At 32.9% G+C, this 16,179-nt stretch carries 16 protein-coding genes; 8 read left to right on the top strand and 8 right to left on the bottom strand.

What is annotated here, in order from left to right:
• Positions 1–55: 55 nt before the first annotated feature.
• Positions 56–625: a DUF3109 family protein gene (locus HNP99_RS02170; RefSeq protein WP_173850797.1), complete on the bottom strand. Its 570-nt coding sequence runs from the start codon at positions 623–625 to the stop codon at positions 56–58.
• 258 nt (positions 626–883) lie between these two features.
• Between HNP99_RS02170 and HNP99_RS02175 the strand changes: the two genes are divergently transcribed.
• The 3 genes from HNP99_RS02175 (at position 884) to HNP99_RS02185 (ending at position 2,676) form a co-directional block, all read left to right on the top strand.
• Positions 884–1,459, top strand: coding sequence for a MarC family protein (locus tag HNP99_RS02175; protein WP_173850799.1), 576 nt, complete (start codon positions 884–886; stop codon positions 1,457–1,459).
• A 127-nt stretch (positions 1,460–1,586) separates the two neighbouring features.
• Positions 1,587–1,790: a hypothetical protein gene (locus tag HNP99_RS02180; RefSeq protein ID WP_173850800.1), complete on the top strand. Its 204-nt coding sequence runs from the start codon at positions 1,587–1,589 to the stop codon at positions 1,788–1,790.
• A gap of 130 nt (positions 1,791–1,920) precedes the next feature.
• Positions 1,921–2,676 (top strand): lysophospholipid acyltransferase family protein, encoded by a 756-nt coding sequence (locus tag HNP99_RS02185; RefSeq protein WP_173850802.1) that lies wholly within the window; start codon positions 1,921–1,923, stop codon positions 2,674–2,676.
• Here the strand turns inward: HNP99_RS02185 and HNP99_RS02190 are convergent.
• Genes HNP99_RS02190 through HNP99_RS02200 form a run of 3 tightly spaced genes read right to left on the bottom strand, consistent with a single transcriptional unit; the run spans position 2,673 to position 5,288 of the window.
• Complete coding sequence (locus HNP99_RS02190; protein ID WP_173850805.1) at positions 2,673–4,256, bottom strand: S41 family peptidase; 1,584 nt, start codon at positions 4,254–4,256, stop codon at positions 2,673–2,675. The two genes, HNP99_RS02185 and HNP99_RS02190, sit on opposite strands and share 4 nt — an antisense overlap.
• Position 4,257: 1 nt before the next feature.
• Positions 4,258–4,692, bottom strand: coding sequence for a deoxycytidylate deaminase (locus tag HNP99_RS02195; protein WP_173850807.1), 435 nt, complete (start codon positions 4,690–4,692; stop codon positions 4,258–4,260).
• A gap of 2 nt (positions 4,693–4,694) precedes the next feature.
• Complete coding sequence (locus HNP99_RS02200) at positions 4,695–5,288, bottom strand: HupE/UreJ family protein (RefSeq protein ID WP_173850809.1); 594 nt, start codon at positions 5,286–5,288, stop codon at positions 4,695–4,697.
• Positions 5,289–5,477: 189 nt separating this feature from the next.
• Here HNP99_RS02200 and HNP99_RS02205 point away from each other — a divergent pair, with 189 nt between their 5' ends.
• The gene (locus HNP99_RS02205) at positions 5,478–5,912 is read left to right on the top strand and encodes a tellurite resistance TerB family protein (RefSeq protein WP_173850811.1); all 435 of its coding nucleotides are present in this window, start codon (positions 5,478–5,480) and stop codon (positions 5,910–5,912) included.
• 71 nt (positions 5,913–5,983) lie between these two features.
• On the opposite strand, the gene fbp is transcribed toward HNP99_RS02205, so the two are convergent.
• Positions 5,984–7,003 (bottom strand): class 1 fructose-bisphosphatase, encoded by a 1,020-nt coding sequence (gene fbp / locus HNP99_RS02210; protein ID WP_173850813.1) that lies wholly within the window; start codon positions 7,001–7,003, stop codon positions 5,984–5,986.
• Positions 7,004–7,169: 166 nt separating this feature from the next.
• On the opposite strand from fbp, the gene HNP99_RS02215 reads away from it, so the two are divergent.
• From HNP99_RS02215 to HNP99_RS02230, 4 genes are all read left to right on the top strand, one after another.
• Positions 7,170–7,679: a GNAT family N-acetyltransferase gene (locus HNP99_RS02215; RefSeq protein ID WP_173850815.1), complete on the top strand. Its 510-nt coding sequence runs from the start codon at positions 7,170–7,172 to the stop codon at positions 7,677–7,679.
• 34 nt (positions 7,680–7,713) lie between these two features.
• Positions 7,714–8,970 carry an aspartate kinase gene (locus HNP99_RS02220; protein WP_173850817.1) on the top strand — a complete coding sequence of 419 codons (1,257 nt, stop codon included), beginning with the start codon at positions 7,714–7,716 and terminating at the stop codon, positions 8,968–8,970.
• Between the two features lie 169 nt (positions 8,971–9,139).
• On the top strand, positions 9,140–12,571 hold the full coding sequence (locus HNP99_RS02225; protein WP_173850819.1) for a hypothetical protein: 3,432 nt from the start codon (positions 9,140–9,142) through the stop codon (positions 12,569–12,571).
• Between the two features lie 111 nt (positions 12,572–12,682).
• Positions 12,683–13,750 carry a glycosyltransferase gene (locus tag HNP99_RS02230; RefSeq protein ID WP_173850821.1) on the top strand — a complete coding sequence of 356 codons (1,068 nt, stop codon included), beginning with the start codon at positions 12,683–12,685 and terminating at the stop codon, positions 13,748–13,750.
• A gap of 68 nt (positions 13,751–13,818) precedes the next feature.
• Here the strand turns inward: HNP99_RS02230 and phoU are convergent, their stop codons facing one another.
• The 3 genes from phoU to pstA are packed head-to-tail and all read right to left on the bottom strand — an operon-like array spanning position 13,819 to position 16,178.
• Positions 13,819–14,487: a phosphate signaling complex protein PhoU gene (gene phoU / locus HNP99_RS02235; protein WP_173850823.1), complete on the bottom strand. Its 669-nt coding sequence runs from the start codon at positions 14,485–14,487 to the stop codon at positions 13,819–13,821.
• Positions 14,488–14,545: 58 nt separating this feature from the next.
• Positions 14,546–15,298, bottom strand: a complete 753-nt coding sequence (gene pstB, locus HNP99_RS02240) for a phosphate ABC transporter ATP-binding protein PstB (protein ID WP_173850825.1) — start codon at positions 15,296–15,298, stop codon at positions 14,546–14,548.
• A gap of 1 nt (position 15,299) precedes the next feature.
• Positions 15,300–16,178 (bottom strand): phosphate ABC transporter permease PstA, encoded by an 879-nt coding sequence (pstA, locus tag HNP99_RS02245; protein ID WP_173850827.1) that lies wholly within the window; start codon positions 16,176–16,178, stop codon positions 15,300–15,302.
• Position 16,179: the final 1 nt, after the last annotated feature.

Here is a 16,179-nt window from a genome sequence, read left to right on the forward strand (position 1 = left end):
AGTTTCAAATAAATGAATTCTAACAAAAATCGTTTTCTAATCTATTTGCTATAATTTAAGAGCGCTTCATATCCTGCGCTACTTTATCCAGTTCAGCATACCAGTCTGGACCAAATTTCCTAATCAAAGCCTCCTTGACAAACTTATAGACCGGAACTTCTAATTCTTGACCTAAAGAACAAGCTGCGTCACAAATGTCCCATTTATCATAATTAACTGCAGCAAATTCAGTGAAGTCTTTTACTCTAATAGGATACAGATGGCAAGACACAGGCTTTTTCCAGTCAATAATTCCTTGATTGTACGCTTGCTCAATACCACATAATGCAGTCTTACCGTCAAAAATAACGTATGAACAATCTTTATTATCAATTAGCGGTGTTTCAAGATCGCCATCAGTTCCATTGACCCAAGTTCCTTGTGCCTCTATCGCAGCAATTCCTTCTTTTCTCAAAAAAGGTTTTACTTTAGGATAAATTTCCTCAAGGATTTTTGTTTCTTCAAGACTCAAAGGCGCTCCAGCATCTCCATCTACGCAACAAGCACCTTTACAGGCAGACAAATTGCAAACAAAATCTTTTTCTAATATATCTTCTGAGACGATGGTTTTTCCTAATTGAAACATGGTAGTGTACTTGTGATTATAAAGTGCAAAGATAGACAAACTAAGATAAAAGGAATTGTTAAAAAGGGCTTTTTAAATGAATTAAATCTTTAAAACAAACTCTTAGAATTTGTAAAAAGAGCGTGAAATCATAAAAATAAAACAGGAAATTCAAAAAATTTAAAGGCAAAAAGCGAATCCAATTGTTATTTTGTATTTGAACCTCATTTTATTCAATTTTTCACTAAAATGTTTACCTTAGCAAACTAAAAAAATCTTATGTTTATTGACCTTAGAGAAATAGTTACAGTAGGTATGGTGCTATTTGCAGTTATCGATATTATTGGTTCTATTCCAATTATTATTGACTTACGTACAAAATTTGGACACTTAGAATCTGGTAAAGCGTCTATTACTTCAGCATTGATAATGATTGTCTTTTTATTTGTAGGAGAAGAGATTCTAAATCTAATCGGAATTGACGTTCACTCATTTGCAGTAGCAGGTGCATTTGTATTGTTTTTTCTAGCGTTAGAAATGATTTTAGGAATACGGATCTACAAAGACGAAGAAGCAAGTTCTGCCTCGATTGTCCCATTAGCGTTTCCTTTGATTGCTGGAGCAGGAACAATGACTACCTTATTATCCTTAAAATCACAATTTCACACCATAAATATTATCATTGCTATTATCCTTAATATTATTGTTGTTTACATAGTTCTCAAATCTTCTTCTAAGATAGAACGTATGTTAGGCGAGAATGGATTAGGTGTGATTAGAAAGACTTTTGGCGTAGTCTTATTAGCGATTGCTGTTAAATTATTTGCAGCTAATGTTAAAGGTTTGTTTGTCTAACATTTTTTTTTATAAATTTACTCCCTAATGTCCAATGTGCTTATAGTTTGATATTTAAAAACAGTTGTATAACAATCGTTTAAAATTAAAAATTATCACATTGAAGTAGAATAAAAAATACCATATTATGAAAATTTTCACTAACATTTTAGTGTTCCTAGCATTGGCACTTATCGTATTCAACATTACTTTACTAGATTTTAAAAATCCTTTTCAAGGAGACAGTATTGTTGCATTTATTGGTATTGCAGCCTCATTTTGCGCAGTACTAATATTATTAATCTTCAGAATGTCTAAAGCAATTGAAGAAAAGACAAACGAGAAATTATAAGAAATCTTCTTATTAGCTATTTATTAAATGGCATTTTAATTTAAATGCCTAAATAAAAATGTTAATCCCCACATATAAAAATATAGTAACTAAAATAGCAGTATATTGGCTCCCAATATAAAACCAACACATGCTATCACTACTATTAAGCACAATACGATTAATTGTATTTGTGATTTTTATTTCTATTTTATCACTATCCTTTTACATTGCGAGTTTGTTTTGGAATGAAAAAACCACAAACCGAAATGCACTTATAATGCGTGACTTTTTGATTAAAACCATCAATAAAATTTTAGGAATCCATGCTATTGTTTATGGAGATATCCCTACCACACAAGGATTAATTGTCGCTAATCACCGCTCTTATTTTGACCCCATACTTATTGTTAGTCATCTTAACGCTTTTCCTGTAGGAAAAAAAGAAGTTGCTTCCTGGCCTTTAATAGGGTATTTATGCAAAATATCAGGAGTGATATTTGTAGAAAGAGAATGTCAAGATAGTAGGCAAAAAACTTGTGACACTATTAAGAAAGTAATAAACGACGGTTACTCTGTGATTAATTTCCCCGAAGGAACTACAGACACCCTGCCTACTACTGTAAAATTTAATTATGGTTCCTTTAAAACCGCTACACAAATAAACGCTGCAATTATTCCTGTTGCAATTGATTACAAAGTAAAATCGGATGCTTTTGTGGGTAATGATAGTTTTATCCCCCATTTCATGAAATGCTTTGGAAAGCCTACTACTGAGATAAAAATCACTTATTTCCCGCCAATTCTATCTGATGATGCCGATTATTTATTAAAAACTTCGCAAGAAATAATTGACACTGAACTTATTCGATTTAGAAAAGACTGGGATAACGAGAACAGTAATTAGCGTTTGCTATTTTTAAGCAATGCTTTTATCATGGCGTCTTCTTTTAACACCACATCATAATAGTAATTTTCACCATAGAGTTGTCTGGCAAATTCTGCTGTAAGATAGCGTTTCACAATGTCTTTATTTTTTACCAATTTCAAGTCTAAACCATTCTTAATTAAGAACTTTTGAAAAATAGTAAAATACTTGTCAGTTTCATTCATCTTAACCACAAATTGATTAAAAGGAACTCCAGCAAATACCTTACGGTCTTTATCTAATTGTTCAAAAACAAAGTTCCCTACAATTCCAGACTGCATTAAATAGACTGTATTTTCATTTCCGTGCTCTACTTCTAGCCCCACAAATAAATCCGGAACGATACCGCCACCGCCATACACTATTTTTCCTTTTGGAGTTTTAAATTTCAAGCTATCAGCAACTTTGATGCTGTCTTTCTCATACAATTCCCCATTTATGAATCGGGATTCTGACTCTTTAAAATAAGAAGCCTCATCACCTTTTGCATACGGTTTTTGTATCGAACGACCTGTAGGTGTATAATATCTAGCCACGGTTAAACGCACGGCTGAACCATCATTGAAATCCATTTCGCGTTGCACTAATCCTTTCCCAAAAGAACGGCGTCCTACAATCAACCCACGGTCATTATCTTGAATTGCACCTGCAAGAATTTCACTTGCCGAAGCACTATTTTCATTAATCAAGATACTCACGTTGCCTTGTTCAAAATCACCTTTGCTAGTAGCGTACGTTTTTTGAATTTTACCTTTTTTATTTTTTGTGAAAACGATTAATTGTTTGTCTTTAAGCAATTCATCTGCAATAGCAATTGCTTCATCCATATACCCACCACCGTTATCACGAAGATCAATCACTAATGTTTTAGCACCTGATTTCTTAAGTCTAACTAATGCGGTTTTAAATTCTTGAAAAGTAGTCTCAGCAAAGCGGTTAATTTTAATATATCCCATCGTAGGATTAATCATGATTGCAGCATCCACACTTTTAAGCGGAATTACATCACGTTTAATCTTCACTTTAATTTGTTTATGCTCAGACTTTCTATAAATTGTAAGTTCAACCTCAGAGCCTTCAGCGCCTTTTAGTGAAGAAAACAAACTATCACTAGGAAGCTTTCGACCAAAGAGCTTTGTTTTATCAGCATACAAAATGCGGTCACCTGCTTTTATTCCTGCTTTTGCCGAAGGGCCATTTTCAACAGGCTTTATTATAGCCAGTGAATCATTAAACATATAAAAATTAACTCCAATACCTATAAAATCACCTTTCATAGTCTCGGCTACCTGCGCTTGTTCACTTGGTGGCACATAAACAGAATGAGGATCTAACTGTCCCATAATATTATTTACGGTGAGGTTTACAATCGAGTCCGTATTAACATCATCTACATATTCATTATCTATAAAATCAATGAGCTTGTTTAGTTTATTTTTAGAATTGTTTTTTACTAAAAACTGATCTTCGGATGCTGTATTTAAAAAACCGCCAATAACAATCCCCAGCGCCAAAGTAGCACTTAAAATTACAGGAAAATAAATAGTATTCGTTTTCATTTTATTCTTCTAATACAGGGATATGCTCTACTTCAACTCCCGCTTTTATTAAAAACTGAATTCCTGAATCATCGCGATATCCATTGTGGTATACCACTCTTTTTATGCCTGATTGATGTATTAATTTACTACATTCTTTACAAGGAGACAACGTAATATATAAGGTAGCTCCCTCGCAAGACTGCGTAGATCGCGCTACTTTTAATATCGCATTTGCTTCAGCATGTAAAACATCCCAGCGAGTTAATCCAGCATCGTCTTCGCAACAATTATCAAATCCTGATGGCGTACCATTGTACCCATCCGATATTATCATGCGGTCACGAACAATAATTGCCCCCACTTGTTTGCGTTTGCAATAAGATAATAAACCCCACTCCGTTGCAATCCTGAGATAAGCTTTATCGTATTTATTTAATTTTTTTGTCTCTTCCATTGTTATCGTATCCAAATTTCATTTTCAATAATCATTGGTAATACTACACCAATAATAAATGCCGACATTACTAATGTCCAGTCTCTTTTAGAAAATCTAAAAACTGTTTGAACAATATACGACAAAATTAAAACAATAAAAACCACCACAATTTGCGCTGCTTCTATTCCCAGAGCAAATTCGCCTAGCGGTAATAATTTTGAAGTTGCTGAACCACCAAGAATCGATTTAAAATAGGTCGAAAAACCCAAACCATGAATGATTCCGAAAAACAAAGTTATAAAGAAAACCAAGTTTATGCTTTCGCTTTTATTGGATTTTCCTGCGGTAAACAAGTTAAATAATGCGGTAATTAATATCGTTATAGGAATTAGCAACTCTACTACACTTCCTTTTATTGCAATTATTCCAAATACAGAAAGCAACAAAGCCATGGTGTGTCCAAGGGTAAAAAGAGACACTAAAAGAACAATTCTTTTCCAGTCCTTAAAAGAAAATGGTATAGCCAGAGCTATTAAAAACAATACATGATCATAGGAATGAATATCTAAAACATGCTTTAATCCTATTTGAAAATAAATCCAAAACTGTGACATAGGTTATATAATATTTAATTGGTAAAGGGGTTGTAAACTTACGATTTATTTTGGTTAAGAGAGATTACATGAACCAAATCCTAGTATAAAATTTTAGTTAAATACAATCTTTCGTAAAGAAAAATTAAAAAGAAAATTAAAACTTTAAAAATTGATTTATATTTGCACGATATAAATAAAAATTTAACTATGTCATTTTCAGATTTATTTGATAGCGAATTCAAACAAAGAAATAAAGGTCACTTTTCATCCATCGTTAGACTAGCGCTAGCTGACGGAGTTTTTGCACCAGAAGAAAGAGCTTTTTTAGACAAACTAGCTATTAGACTTGAAATTTCTGCAGCAGAATACGAAGAGATTTTAGAGAATCCTACAAAATACCCAATCAACCCTCCTTATTTAAATTCTCAAAGAATTGAGCGTTTATATGATTTGGCTCGTATTGTAAATGTAGATCACCATTTAGGAGACAACCAAGAGGTTATGTTAAAAAAATTATGCTTAGGTATTGGTTTCACCCCTGAAAAGGTAGATACTATTGTTGCAAAAGCATTAGAATTAGCAGATGATAAAGCAGATTTAGATATTTTTGTTACTGAAATTGAAAAAGCTGAGAAAAACTAAATAAATAAAAAAGCTTCCGAAATTATTCATCGGAAGCTTTTTTTATATCTTTTTCAATTGTACTTTATTTTCTAGTACTTACTTAATTTAGCCTGAAGCATAAACTCTTCTGCTTTTTCAACCATATTATAGCTTCCGCAGAAAAAAGGCACTCTTTCATGCAACTCTTTTGGCTCTATTTCCATTATTCTTCCTGAACCATCAGAAGCTTTCCCTCCTGCTTGCTCCACAATAAAAGCCATTGGATTACACTCATATAACAATCTCAATTTCCCTTTAGGTGCTTTTGAACTCGTTGGGTAGATATAAATCCCGCCTTTAATCATGTTTCTATGAATATCCGAAACTAAACTTCCTATATAACGTGAAGTATACGGTCTATCACCTTCTTCTGACTGGCAATATTTAATGTAATTTTTAACTCCTTGTGGAAAATGAACATAATTCCCTTCGTTGATAGAATAAATATTTCCATCTTGAGAGAATTGCATATTAGGATGTGACAAGTAAAAAGTTCCAATCGCAGGATTTAAAGTAAATCCATTTACTCCATGACCAGTTGTATACACAATCATAGTCGAAGTACCATAAATCACATAACCCGCGGCAACTTGATTCACTCCAGGTTGTAAAAAATCATCTAAAGTAACTGGAGTTCCTATAGGTGTAATTCTTCTATACACTGAAAAAATAGTCCCTACAGAAACATTTACATCAATATTTGAAGAGCCGTCAAGCGGATCCATCAAAACTACATATTTGTTATTATGACTGTGATCACTACCTTCTACGGTGATGAATTCATCATTTTCTTCAGATGCTATTCCGCATACAATCTCACGATTAATTAACGTTTGAATAAAAACCTCGTTAGCATAAACATCTAGTTTTTGCTGGTCTTCACCTTGAATATTCTGCTCTCCTGCAGCTCCTACTATATCAACTAATCCCGCTTTATTCACCTTGTAGTTTACTACTTTGGCTGCTAAACGGATTGAGTTAATGATTCGAGACAATTCGCCAGACGAATACTGAAAGGCATTTTGATTTTCGATAATAAATTCCCCTAAGGTCTTGTTGCGTTCTTCCATTAAGAAATCGTTGTAGTTAATATGAAGTCACAAATATCGGTTTTTTTGTGAAAATGAATTCAATAAACTTTACTTAGTTTGTCAGTATTGTATATTTGCTAATAAAAGAAGTAAATTACAACTGGAAAATGTAAATATTAGCGTCTAAATTTTAAAAAACAAAAACATGATTATTAGAAAAGGGGAAATAAACGATATGAAAGCTGTCTTAGGATTAATCCAAGAATTAGCTGATTTTGAAAAAGAGCCAGATGCAGTTCTAATTAATGAAACTGATTTAATTAGGGATGGCTTTGGTGACAACCCACTATTTTCTGTTTTTGTGGCCGAAATAGATACTGATACAAAAGACGGTAAACAAACAAAGGAAATTATAGGAATTGCGTTATACTATTACCGCTATTCTACCTGGAAAGGAAAAACACTTCATTTAGAAGACCTTGTTGTAAAAAGTGAAATGCGCGGTACTGGTGCAGGGTACGCATTGTACTCCGAAATCATTAAACAAGCCAAAAAAGATCAGGTTCGCCGTATTGACTGGAATGTTCTTGACTGGAATACTCCCGCTATTGATTTCTACGAAAAAACAGGCGCGAAAGTGCTTCAAGAATGGCACAGTGTTCAAATGGATGAGGCTGGAATCAATGATTTTGTTGCCAATAAACTAAGACAATAAAGAAATTAGAATCACAATTTTTGTTTAGATAATTATGAGAGTATTCAAATTTGGAGGAGCATCAGTAAAAGATGCCGAAGGAATAAAAAATGTCTATGACGTTTTACAAAAAGTAGGTTATGAAGATGTATTACTTGTAGTATCTGCAATGGGGAAAACTACAAATGCACTTGAAGTAGTTATCAAAGACTATTTTGAGAAATCATCTGCTTTAAAATCATCAGTACAAGACGTAAAAAAATACCACAATCAAATTTTGCTGGATTTATTTGAAGATGAAAAGCAGGAGGTTTTTGCCGCTGTAAACAAACAGTTTGCCGACTTAGAGTATTTCCTAGAAAACAACAAATCGCCTAATTATAACTTTGTTTACGATCAAGTAGTGAGCTATGGAGAGTTGATTTCGACAACCATATTAGCCCATTTCATGAATTTCATGAAAATAAAAACAGAATGGATTGATGTTCGAAATTTCATTAAAACCAATGCAAATTATAGAGATGCAGAGGTTGATTGGGAAGCGACTCAAAAGAACATTTCGAAAAATATTAAACGAAAAAACTTAAACATTACACAAGGTTTCTTAGGATCTGACGAGAATAATTTCACCACTACATTAGGCCGTGAAGGGTCTGATTATACTGCAGCCATTTTTGCCTATTGTTTAAACGCCGAAAGTGTAACGATCTGGAAAGATGTTCCTGGAGTGATGAATGCTGATCCAAGGTATTTTGAAAATGCTAGTTTGCTGAACCAAATTTCGTATCGTGAAGCCATTGAATTAGCTTTTTATGGTGCCACCGTAATTCACCCAAAAACATTGCAACCTTTACAAAAAAAGGAAATCCCTTTGTATGTAAAATCATTTATCAATCCGTTGTTGAAAGGTACAAGTGTTTCTAAAGGAACTGCACTTGAACCTTATTTACCTTGCTTTATTGTGAAAAGAAACCAACTGTTGATTTCACTTTCCTCTATTGATTTCTCCTTTATTATGGAAGAGAACATCAGTGAAATTTTCTCTTTGTTTCACCAATTCAAGCTTAAGGTAAATTTAATTCAAAACTCGGCGATTAGTTTCTCTGTTTGTGTCGAAGATAAATTTGACAATTTTAAAGAAATGAATGCTATTTTATCTAAAAAATTCAAAGTTGACTTTACTGAAAACGTTACCCTGTATACCATCAGGCATTTTAATGACCTAGCAGCTGAAACAGTTGAAACAGGGAAAAAAGTGATTCTGAAACAAGTGAGTAAAGAAACCATGCAAATTATAACGAGCGAGAACTAGCCAGTTCTTGTTATGTAACAGCCTTTTTATTTCTATTTATTTTCTAAAGTATATCGAGATCGAGCCTTTTTTGCTAAAAGCTAGTCTCGATATCTTTTTTTCTTTTGCAGCTTACGCGAAAATTAGCTAAAGAATACACTACTTTTGGCTTATAGACGTTATTCTCTTTATGTTAAAAAAAGGACTACTTTTTATAGCACTGGTTTTTTTTTCTGGACTGTATGCTCAGAAGGATAATTCGTTATACACCACAAAAAAAATAGCACCAAGCAAGGATTCTATCGCTTTAGAAAAGGTAAGCATCAACTCTAATTACTTCAACATAATCGACAATCATGGTAAAATAATTGACCGTAGTTATTACCAAGTTGATTTTCTGAAAGGGATTTTACTTTTAAAAGAACCACTATTATTAACTACTGATTCTTTGACGATAAATTACTTAAAATTCCCTGATTACCTTACTAAAGAATACAGTATTTACGAGGATGCTCAAGTAGTTAGTACAGACATTGGTACCGAAAAACTTTATAGAATTCAAGAAGAACAAGCTGAAAAAACAGTTCCGTTTGACGGCTTAAATACTTCTGGAAGTATTACCAGAGGGCTTACTGTGGGTAACAATCAAAATACCGTTTTAAACTCCAATCTAGAATTACAAATTACAGGTAAATTATCTGAAAAAGTAAGTTTAACTGCTTCTTTACAAGACAGTAATATTCCGCTGCAAGATGGGGGATACTCTCAAAAATTAGATCAATTTGACAACATATTCATGGAACTAGCCAGTGATCGTTGGAAAATTAGAGGTGGTGATTTATTTCTAGAAAATCATGATACCCAATTTTTAAATTTTAATAAAAAAGTACAAGGACTATATGCTAGTTTTGACTTTGGCTCGGAGGCCAATAAAACAAGTGTATTCACATCGGCAGCATTAGTAAGAGGCCAATATGCCAAAAGTAGTTTTACTGCAAGTGAAGGTAATCAAGGTCCTTATAAATTAAAAGGACAAAACGGTGAATTGTACGTCTTGGTAATTTCAGGATCAGAACGTGTTTATGTCAATGGACTGTTGCTACAAAGAGGAGAGAACAAAGACTACACGATTGATTATAACGCGGGAGAAATTATTTTTACGCCTTTATTCCCAATTACATCCGAAATGCGAATCATAATTGAATACCAATATTCGGACCGTAATTACAGCCGTTTTGTAACCTATAACGGCATCACACATAAAAACAAAAACTGGCAATTTGGTGGTTATTTATATTCAGAAAATGACCTTAAAAACCAACCTTTACAACAAAATCTTTCTACTGAGCAAGTGCAAATATTAGGAAACGCTGGTGATGATCTTAACTTAATGACAGCTCCTTCGGCGTATATTGACAGTTACTCTGACAATAAAACCTTGTACGTAAAAAAGATTTTCAACGCAGTTACTATTTTCGAATATTCCAATGACTCAAAACAAGAACTATATAATGTCAGGTTTACATCAGTAGGAATAAACAACGGAAACTATCAACTTACCAATGCCTCGAGTATCACTAAAATTTACGAATACATTGCTCCAATAAATGGCATACTGCAAGGAGAATATGAACCCATCACGCAATTAGTAGCACCCAATAAGTTGCAAGTAGCCACTTTTACAGGACGCTACAATCCATCTGAAAAAACTATCGTGGATTTAGAACTTGGCGTAAGCAACAACGATCAAAATTTATTTTCGAATATTGACGATAATAACAATAAAGGATTGAGTACAAAGGTAAATATTAAGCAACGGTTGTATTCTAAAAAAGGAAATTTAGACGCTTTTGCAAATTATCAATTTACACAGCAAGATTTTAAAACCGTTGAGCGCCTTTACACCATAGAATTTGATAGAGATTGGAATTTAAACACTACTTTTTTAAGCAACCAAAGTTTGCTGACTACGGGTTTAAATTATAATGTAACAGCATCAGAAAATGAAAAAAGCAATGGTTTTGTTCAGTACCAATTCGAAAAATTAGACTTTGCTTCTCTTTTTTCGGGAAACCGACATTTGTTTAACACCAATTATAAACTCCATAACTGGACCGTTCAAAACTACTCGAGTTACTTAAAAAGCGACGGCCAGTTGTACACTTCAAACTTTATTAGAAGCAGTTCAAAAATAAAGTATCACTTTTACAAAAACTGGGTTGGAGCTCGCCTTAAACTAGAAGACAATCAAGAAAAAGACAAAACCACTAAAGCGCTATCATTAATAAGCCAACGCTTTTCTGAATATGGGATTTTCTTAGGACGCGGTGACAGCACAAAAGTTTTTATAGAAGCAGCCTATTTACAAAGAGTGAATGATAGCATTCAAAACGGTATTTTACAAAGGGTTAACAACTCCCATACTTTTACCCTAAAATCAAAATTAATTCAAACTGAAAAGAGTGATTTATTGTTTTATGCTAATTATAGAACACTTAGTTTTATGGATGAAAGCAAGAAAAAAGAGCGTTCTTTAAATTCTAGAATTGTTTATAACGATCGGTTTTTCAACCAACTTATTCAAAGCACATCAGCTTACGAAACAAATTCCGGAACCTTACCGCAACAAGAATTCACTTATTTAGAAGTCGCTGACGGACAAGGTGTGTACACCTGGAATGACTATAATGGCAATGGTATTCAAGAATTACAAGAATTTGAAGTAGCCCCTTTTGTGGATCAAGCAAAATACATTCGGATTTATTTACCCAATCAAGTTTATATAAAAACCCATCAAACAAAATTTTCTCAAGCGCTAACTTTTAATCCCAACCAATGGCAAAATGATAGTGGTTTAAAAAAATTGATTTCACTTTTTTATAATCAAACTTCTTTTATAATTGATAGAAAAACCAAAAATACTGGAGGCGATTTCGAATTAAATCCTTTTAATAATTCACAGGAAAACGTCTTAGGACTGAGTGCTAGTTTTAGAAACAGTTTGTTTTACAATAGAGGAAAACAAAAACATTCAGTAACTTATTCTTACATAAACAATCAAGTAAAAAATTCACTTTCGATAGGATCGCAAGAGTCTAAAAACGGTTCGCACCAGTTACAATACACCCATTTATATGAAAAAAGCTGGTTGTTTAATGCTTTTGCAAAAACAATAAAAACAACAGCAATTTCCGAAAACTTTAGCGAGAAAAACTATACCATTTCAGGTTATCAACTGGCACCGAAGATTAGTTATTTATTTTCGAAAAATACCAGTTGGGATATTTTTTATGAGTTGCAAAATAAAGAAAACCAAATTGGCGCTTTAGAGTCTTTACAACAAAACCGATTTGGAACTTCATTCTCCTACAGTGGCTCTAAAAAAGTTGTGATCAATGGAGAGGTTTCTTTTTATCAAAACAAATTCTCTGGAGATGAATTCTCGGCTGTAGGCTTTCAGATGTTGGAAGGGTTACAAAATGGTCAAAACTTAACATGGCGTTTGTTAGTACAAAAAAACCTAACCCAATTTTTAGATATTAATCTAAATTATCAAGGTAGGAAAAGTGAAACAAACCAAACCATTCACACTGGTAATATCCAGCTGAGGGCTTATTTTTAACTATAAAAATAGCGTTTTAACAAAACCTGATAAATTAATAGTTTAGTAATACAAGGAAAATACCGCAAAGCGAATGTATCCGTAACTTACAATATATAAATAGCTCTAAATATGATTGTAGACAATAAATGTAGAACGATATTAGTAGCTCCTTTAAATTGGGGCTTGGGACACGCAACAAGATGCATTCCTATTATTAAGGCATTGCAAGATCATAATTATATTCCGATAATAGCTTCTGATGGGGCTTCATTAGATTTACTAAAAAAAGAATTTCCTTATATAAAAGCACTAGAACTGCCTTCATATCATATTGAATATGCTAAAAAAGCTAAAAACTTTAAATGGAAACTACTTAAAAGTAGTCCTAAAATAATTGATGCCGTTTGGAAAGAGAAAAAGCTAGTTAAAAAATGGATCGAAAAATACGCTATTGACGGCATACTATCTGATAATAGATTAGGAGTTTTGAGTAATGAAATTCCGTCTGTTTTCATTACACATCAACTCAACGTAATGACTGGAAATAGCACTTGGTTAAGCAGCAAATTACACCAACGTATTATTAAAAAATATGTGGAATGTTGGGTTCCTGATTTTGAACAAAAACCAAATTTAGCTGGAGAACTCAGTCACTTAGAAAATCCTAATTTTAAAATAAAGTATTTGGGACCCATAAGCCGAATGCATAAAAAAACGACCGCCATAAAATATGATTTGATGGTTATTCTATCAGGTCCTGAACCGCAAAGAGGGCTTTTAGAAGAAAAACTAAAAATAGAACTACAAGAGTACAAAGGCAAAGTGGTATTTATAAGTGGTATTGTTGAGAAAGAACAAAGTAAACAAGTAATAGATACGACTATCTATTATAATTACATGAGTAGCCGCCAACTGGAACAAACTTTTAATGAAAGTGAACTGGTTTTATGTAGATCTGGATACACTACAATAATGGACTTGGTAAAACTAGAAAAAAAAGCGTTTTTCATTCCTACACCTGGACAGTATGAACAAATCTACCTTGCTGAAAAATTAGATAAAGAAAATCTAGTTCCTTATGCCAAACAAGAAGATTTTAAAATATCTGACTTGCAAAAAGTTGGTCGTTATCAAGGTTTAAAAAGTTTGAAATCTAAGTTAGATTGGCAGGAATTATTTAGCGTGTTTCAGACTTAATATTAATAAAAAACTCCCTTTAGTTCCTAAATGAACCAAAGGGAGTGCTCTAATTATATAAGAAAAACTTACTTCTTATCAGTAAATTTTTCGTGCTTGATAGTTTTAGCATTAATCATAAAATAAACTGATTCTGCTACGTTTGTGCAGTGATCAGAGATTCTTTCTAGATGTTTTAATGCCAGTATCAAGTGAGTTCCTGATACAACTGTTTTTGAATTATTTTTCATTTCAGCAATAATATTATCTATTGCATCTTCACTTTTGCTTTTGATCGTATTGTTTAAAATAAATATTCTTTCGATTAACCCTTCATCCAAGTTTTCAAAACAAGCATTAGTTATTGCAATAACTTCTTCAACCTCTCTTGCTATAAGTTCAACATCAAATTTAATAATTAACTCATGTTTGTCTTTGATGCTCTTTGTTAACTTTACAATACTGATTGACAAATCACCTATTCTTTCAATTTCATTACTGATTTGCATTGCCGACATGATAAAACGAAGATCAGAAGCAACAGGTTGTTGTAGCGCAAAAACACTTTGACAGATATCGTCAATTTTTATATCTAATTTATCAATTTTACTTTCGGTCTTTTTCAATTCTTTTGTTTCAGAAGTAGGTTCTGAAAGCAAGGACTTTATCGCTTCACTCACTTGAGATTCGGCTAAAGTTCCAATTTTTATAATAATATTTTTAAGCTTTCCAAGCTCAGTTTCTAAGTGTGATGCCATTTTATTAACGATTTAAAGATTAAAGTTAAACGATTTTGAGTTCAAATCAAAATCATTCTTATCCAAACCTTCCTGTTATATAATCTTCTGTTTGCTTAATTGCTGGTTTTGTGAAGATTGTCTTTGTTTTATCATACTCAATCAACTTACCCATATAGAAGAAAGCTGTATTATCGCTTACACGTCCTGCTTGCTGCATATTGTGCGTTACAATCACGATTGTATATTTGTTTTTTAATTCATAAATTAATTCTTCTACTTTTGAAGTAGATATAGGATCTAAAGCTGATGTAGGTTCATCCATCAATAAAACAGAAGGCTGAATGGCCAATGCTCTAGCAATACAAAGACGCTGTTGTTGTCCTCCTGACAATTCAAAAGCCGATTTTTTAAGCTTGTCTTTAACCTCATCCCAAAGTGCAACTTGCTCAATAGAAGTGATTACGCGCTCTTCAATTTCTTTTTTATCTGTAATTCCATTTACTCTTAATCCGTAGGCTACATTTTCGAAAATAGTTTTAGGAAAAGGGTTTGGTTTTTGAAAAACCATTCCAACATTTTTACGTAAATCATCTACGTTAGTATGTTTATCATAGATATCCTGACCATCAATTAAAATACTCCCAGTCATGTGCGTATCATCAATCAGGTCATTCATTCTATTTAACAAACGCAAATAGGTAGACTTACCGCAACCAGATGGCCCAATTAAAGCCGTTACTGTATTTTCTTTCATTGATATCGAAATATCGTGTAATGCTTGAAAGTCGCCGTAATTAAAATTTACGTTTTTTGATTCTATTTTATGCATGTTAATTCATTTTTACTTTTTTTCCGTAATATTTACGAAGTGCATTCGCTAATAAATTAGAAATTAATACAATTATAATTAATACCAGTGCTGTTCCATAAGCCATCGCTCTAGAAGCCTCAATATTTGTACCACTTGTTGAGATTACATAAAGGTGATATGGCAAAGCCATTGCTTGATCAAATATTGATGTAGGCAATTTAGGTAAAAAATAGGCAGCTACTGTAAATAAAATTGGTGCCGTTTCACCAGAAACTCTTCCTATTGATAAAATTAGTCCTGTTATCACGTTAGGGAAAGCAATTGGAAATACAATTTTACTTGTTGTTTCCCATTTACTGGCTCCTAAACCATAACTGGCTTGTCTAAAAGTATTATCAACCGCTTTTAAAGACTCTTCAGTGGTTCTAATTACAATAGGCAAAACTAGTAAACCTAATGTTAATCCCCCTGCTAAAATTGAATCTCCAAAACCCATTTTATTAACAAAAAGTGACATTCCAAAAAGTCCAAAAACAATAGACGGAACACCAGCTAAGTTGTTTGTCATTTGTTTGATGATTTTTTTTACAATACCGTCTTTTACGTATTCATTCATGTAAATTGCCGCTAATACTCCTACTGGAAAAGCAAATACCATACTTACCAAAACCAAACAAAGCGTTCCTACAATGGCTGGAAAAATCCCACCCTCGGTCATTCCGTTTTTAGGCATTTCTGATATAAACTCCCAACTAATAACCCCTATTCCTTTGATGACAATGAAGGCTAAAATCACGAATAGCAGTGCTACAATAGCGTAACTTGTAAAGGTAAAAACACCAAAAGCAATGTTCTGGCTCCTTCTTTTTTTCTTTGCTAATTTATTTTCTGCGCTCATA

This window comes from Flavobacterium gelidicaeli (genome assembly GCF_013294005.1).
Classification (GTDB): domain Bacteria; phylum Bacteroidota; class Bacteroidia; order Flavobacteriales; family Flavobacteriaceae; genus Flavobacterium.

Coding starts and splice junctions, on each gene's coding strand:
- HNP99_RS02215 (WP_173850815.1), top strand. CDS start 7,170: ATGATTATTAGAAAAGGGGAAATAAACGATATGAAAGCTGTCTTAGGA.
- fbp (WP_173850813.1), bottom strand. CDS start 7,003: ATGGAAGAACGCAACAAGACCTTAGGGGAATTTATTATCGAAAATCAA.
- HNP99_RS02205 (WP_173850811.1), top strand. CDS start 5,478: ATGTCATTTTCAGATTTATTTGATAGCGAATTCAAACAAAGAAATAAA.
- HNP99_RS02185 (WP_173850802.1), top strand. CDS start 1,921: ATGCTATCACTACTATTAAGCACAATACGATTAATTGTATTTGTGATT.
- HNP99_RS02230 (WP_173850821.1), top strand. CDS start 12,683: ATGATTGTAGACAATAAATGTAGAACGATATTAGTAGCTCCTTTAAAT.
- HNP99_RS02190 (WP_173850805.1), bottom strand. CDS start 4,256: ATGAAAACGAATACTATTTATTTTCCTGTAATTTTAAGTGCTACTTTG.
- pstA (WP_173850827.1), bottom strand. CDS start 16,178: ATGAGCGCAGAAAATAAATTAGCAAAGAAAAAAAGAAGGAGCCAGAAC.
- HNP99_RS02220 (WP_173850817.1), top strand. CDS start 7,714: ATGAGAGTATTCAAATTTGGAGGAGCATCAGTAAAAGATGCCGAAGGA.
- HNP99_RS02170 (WP_173850797.1), bottom strand. CDS start 625: ATGTTTCAATTAGGAAAAACCATCGTCTCAGAAGATATATTAGAAAAA.
- HNP99_RS02175 (WP_173850799.1), top strand. CDS start 884: ATGTTTATTGACCTTAGAGAAATAGTTACAGTAGGTATGGTGCTATTT.
- HNP99_RS02195 (WP_173850807.1), bottom strand. CDS start 4,692: ATGGAAGAGACAAAAAAATTAAATAAATACGATAAAGCTTATCTCAGG.
- HNP99_RS02225 (WP_173850819.1), top strand. CDS start 9,140: ATGTTAAAAAAAGGACTACTTTTTATAGCACTGGTTTTTTTTTCTGGA.
- phoU (WP_173850823.1), bottom strand. CDS start 14,487: ATGGCATCACACTTAGAAACTGAGCTTGGAAAGCTTAAAAATATTATT.
- pstB (WP_173850825.1), bottom strand. CDS start 15,298: ATGCATAAAATAGAATCAAAAAACGTAAATTTTAATTACGGCGACTTT.
- HNP99_RS02180 (WP_173850800.1), top strand. CDS start 1,587: ATGAAAATTTTCACTAACATTTTAGTGTTCCTAGCATTGGCACTTATC.
- HNP99_RS02200 (WP_173850809.1), bottom strand. CDS start 5,288: ATGTCACAGTTTTGGATTTATTTTCAAATAGGATTAAAGCATGTTTTA.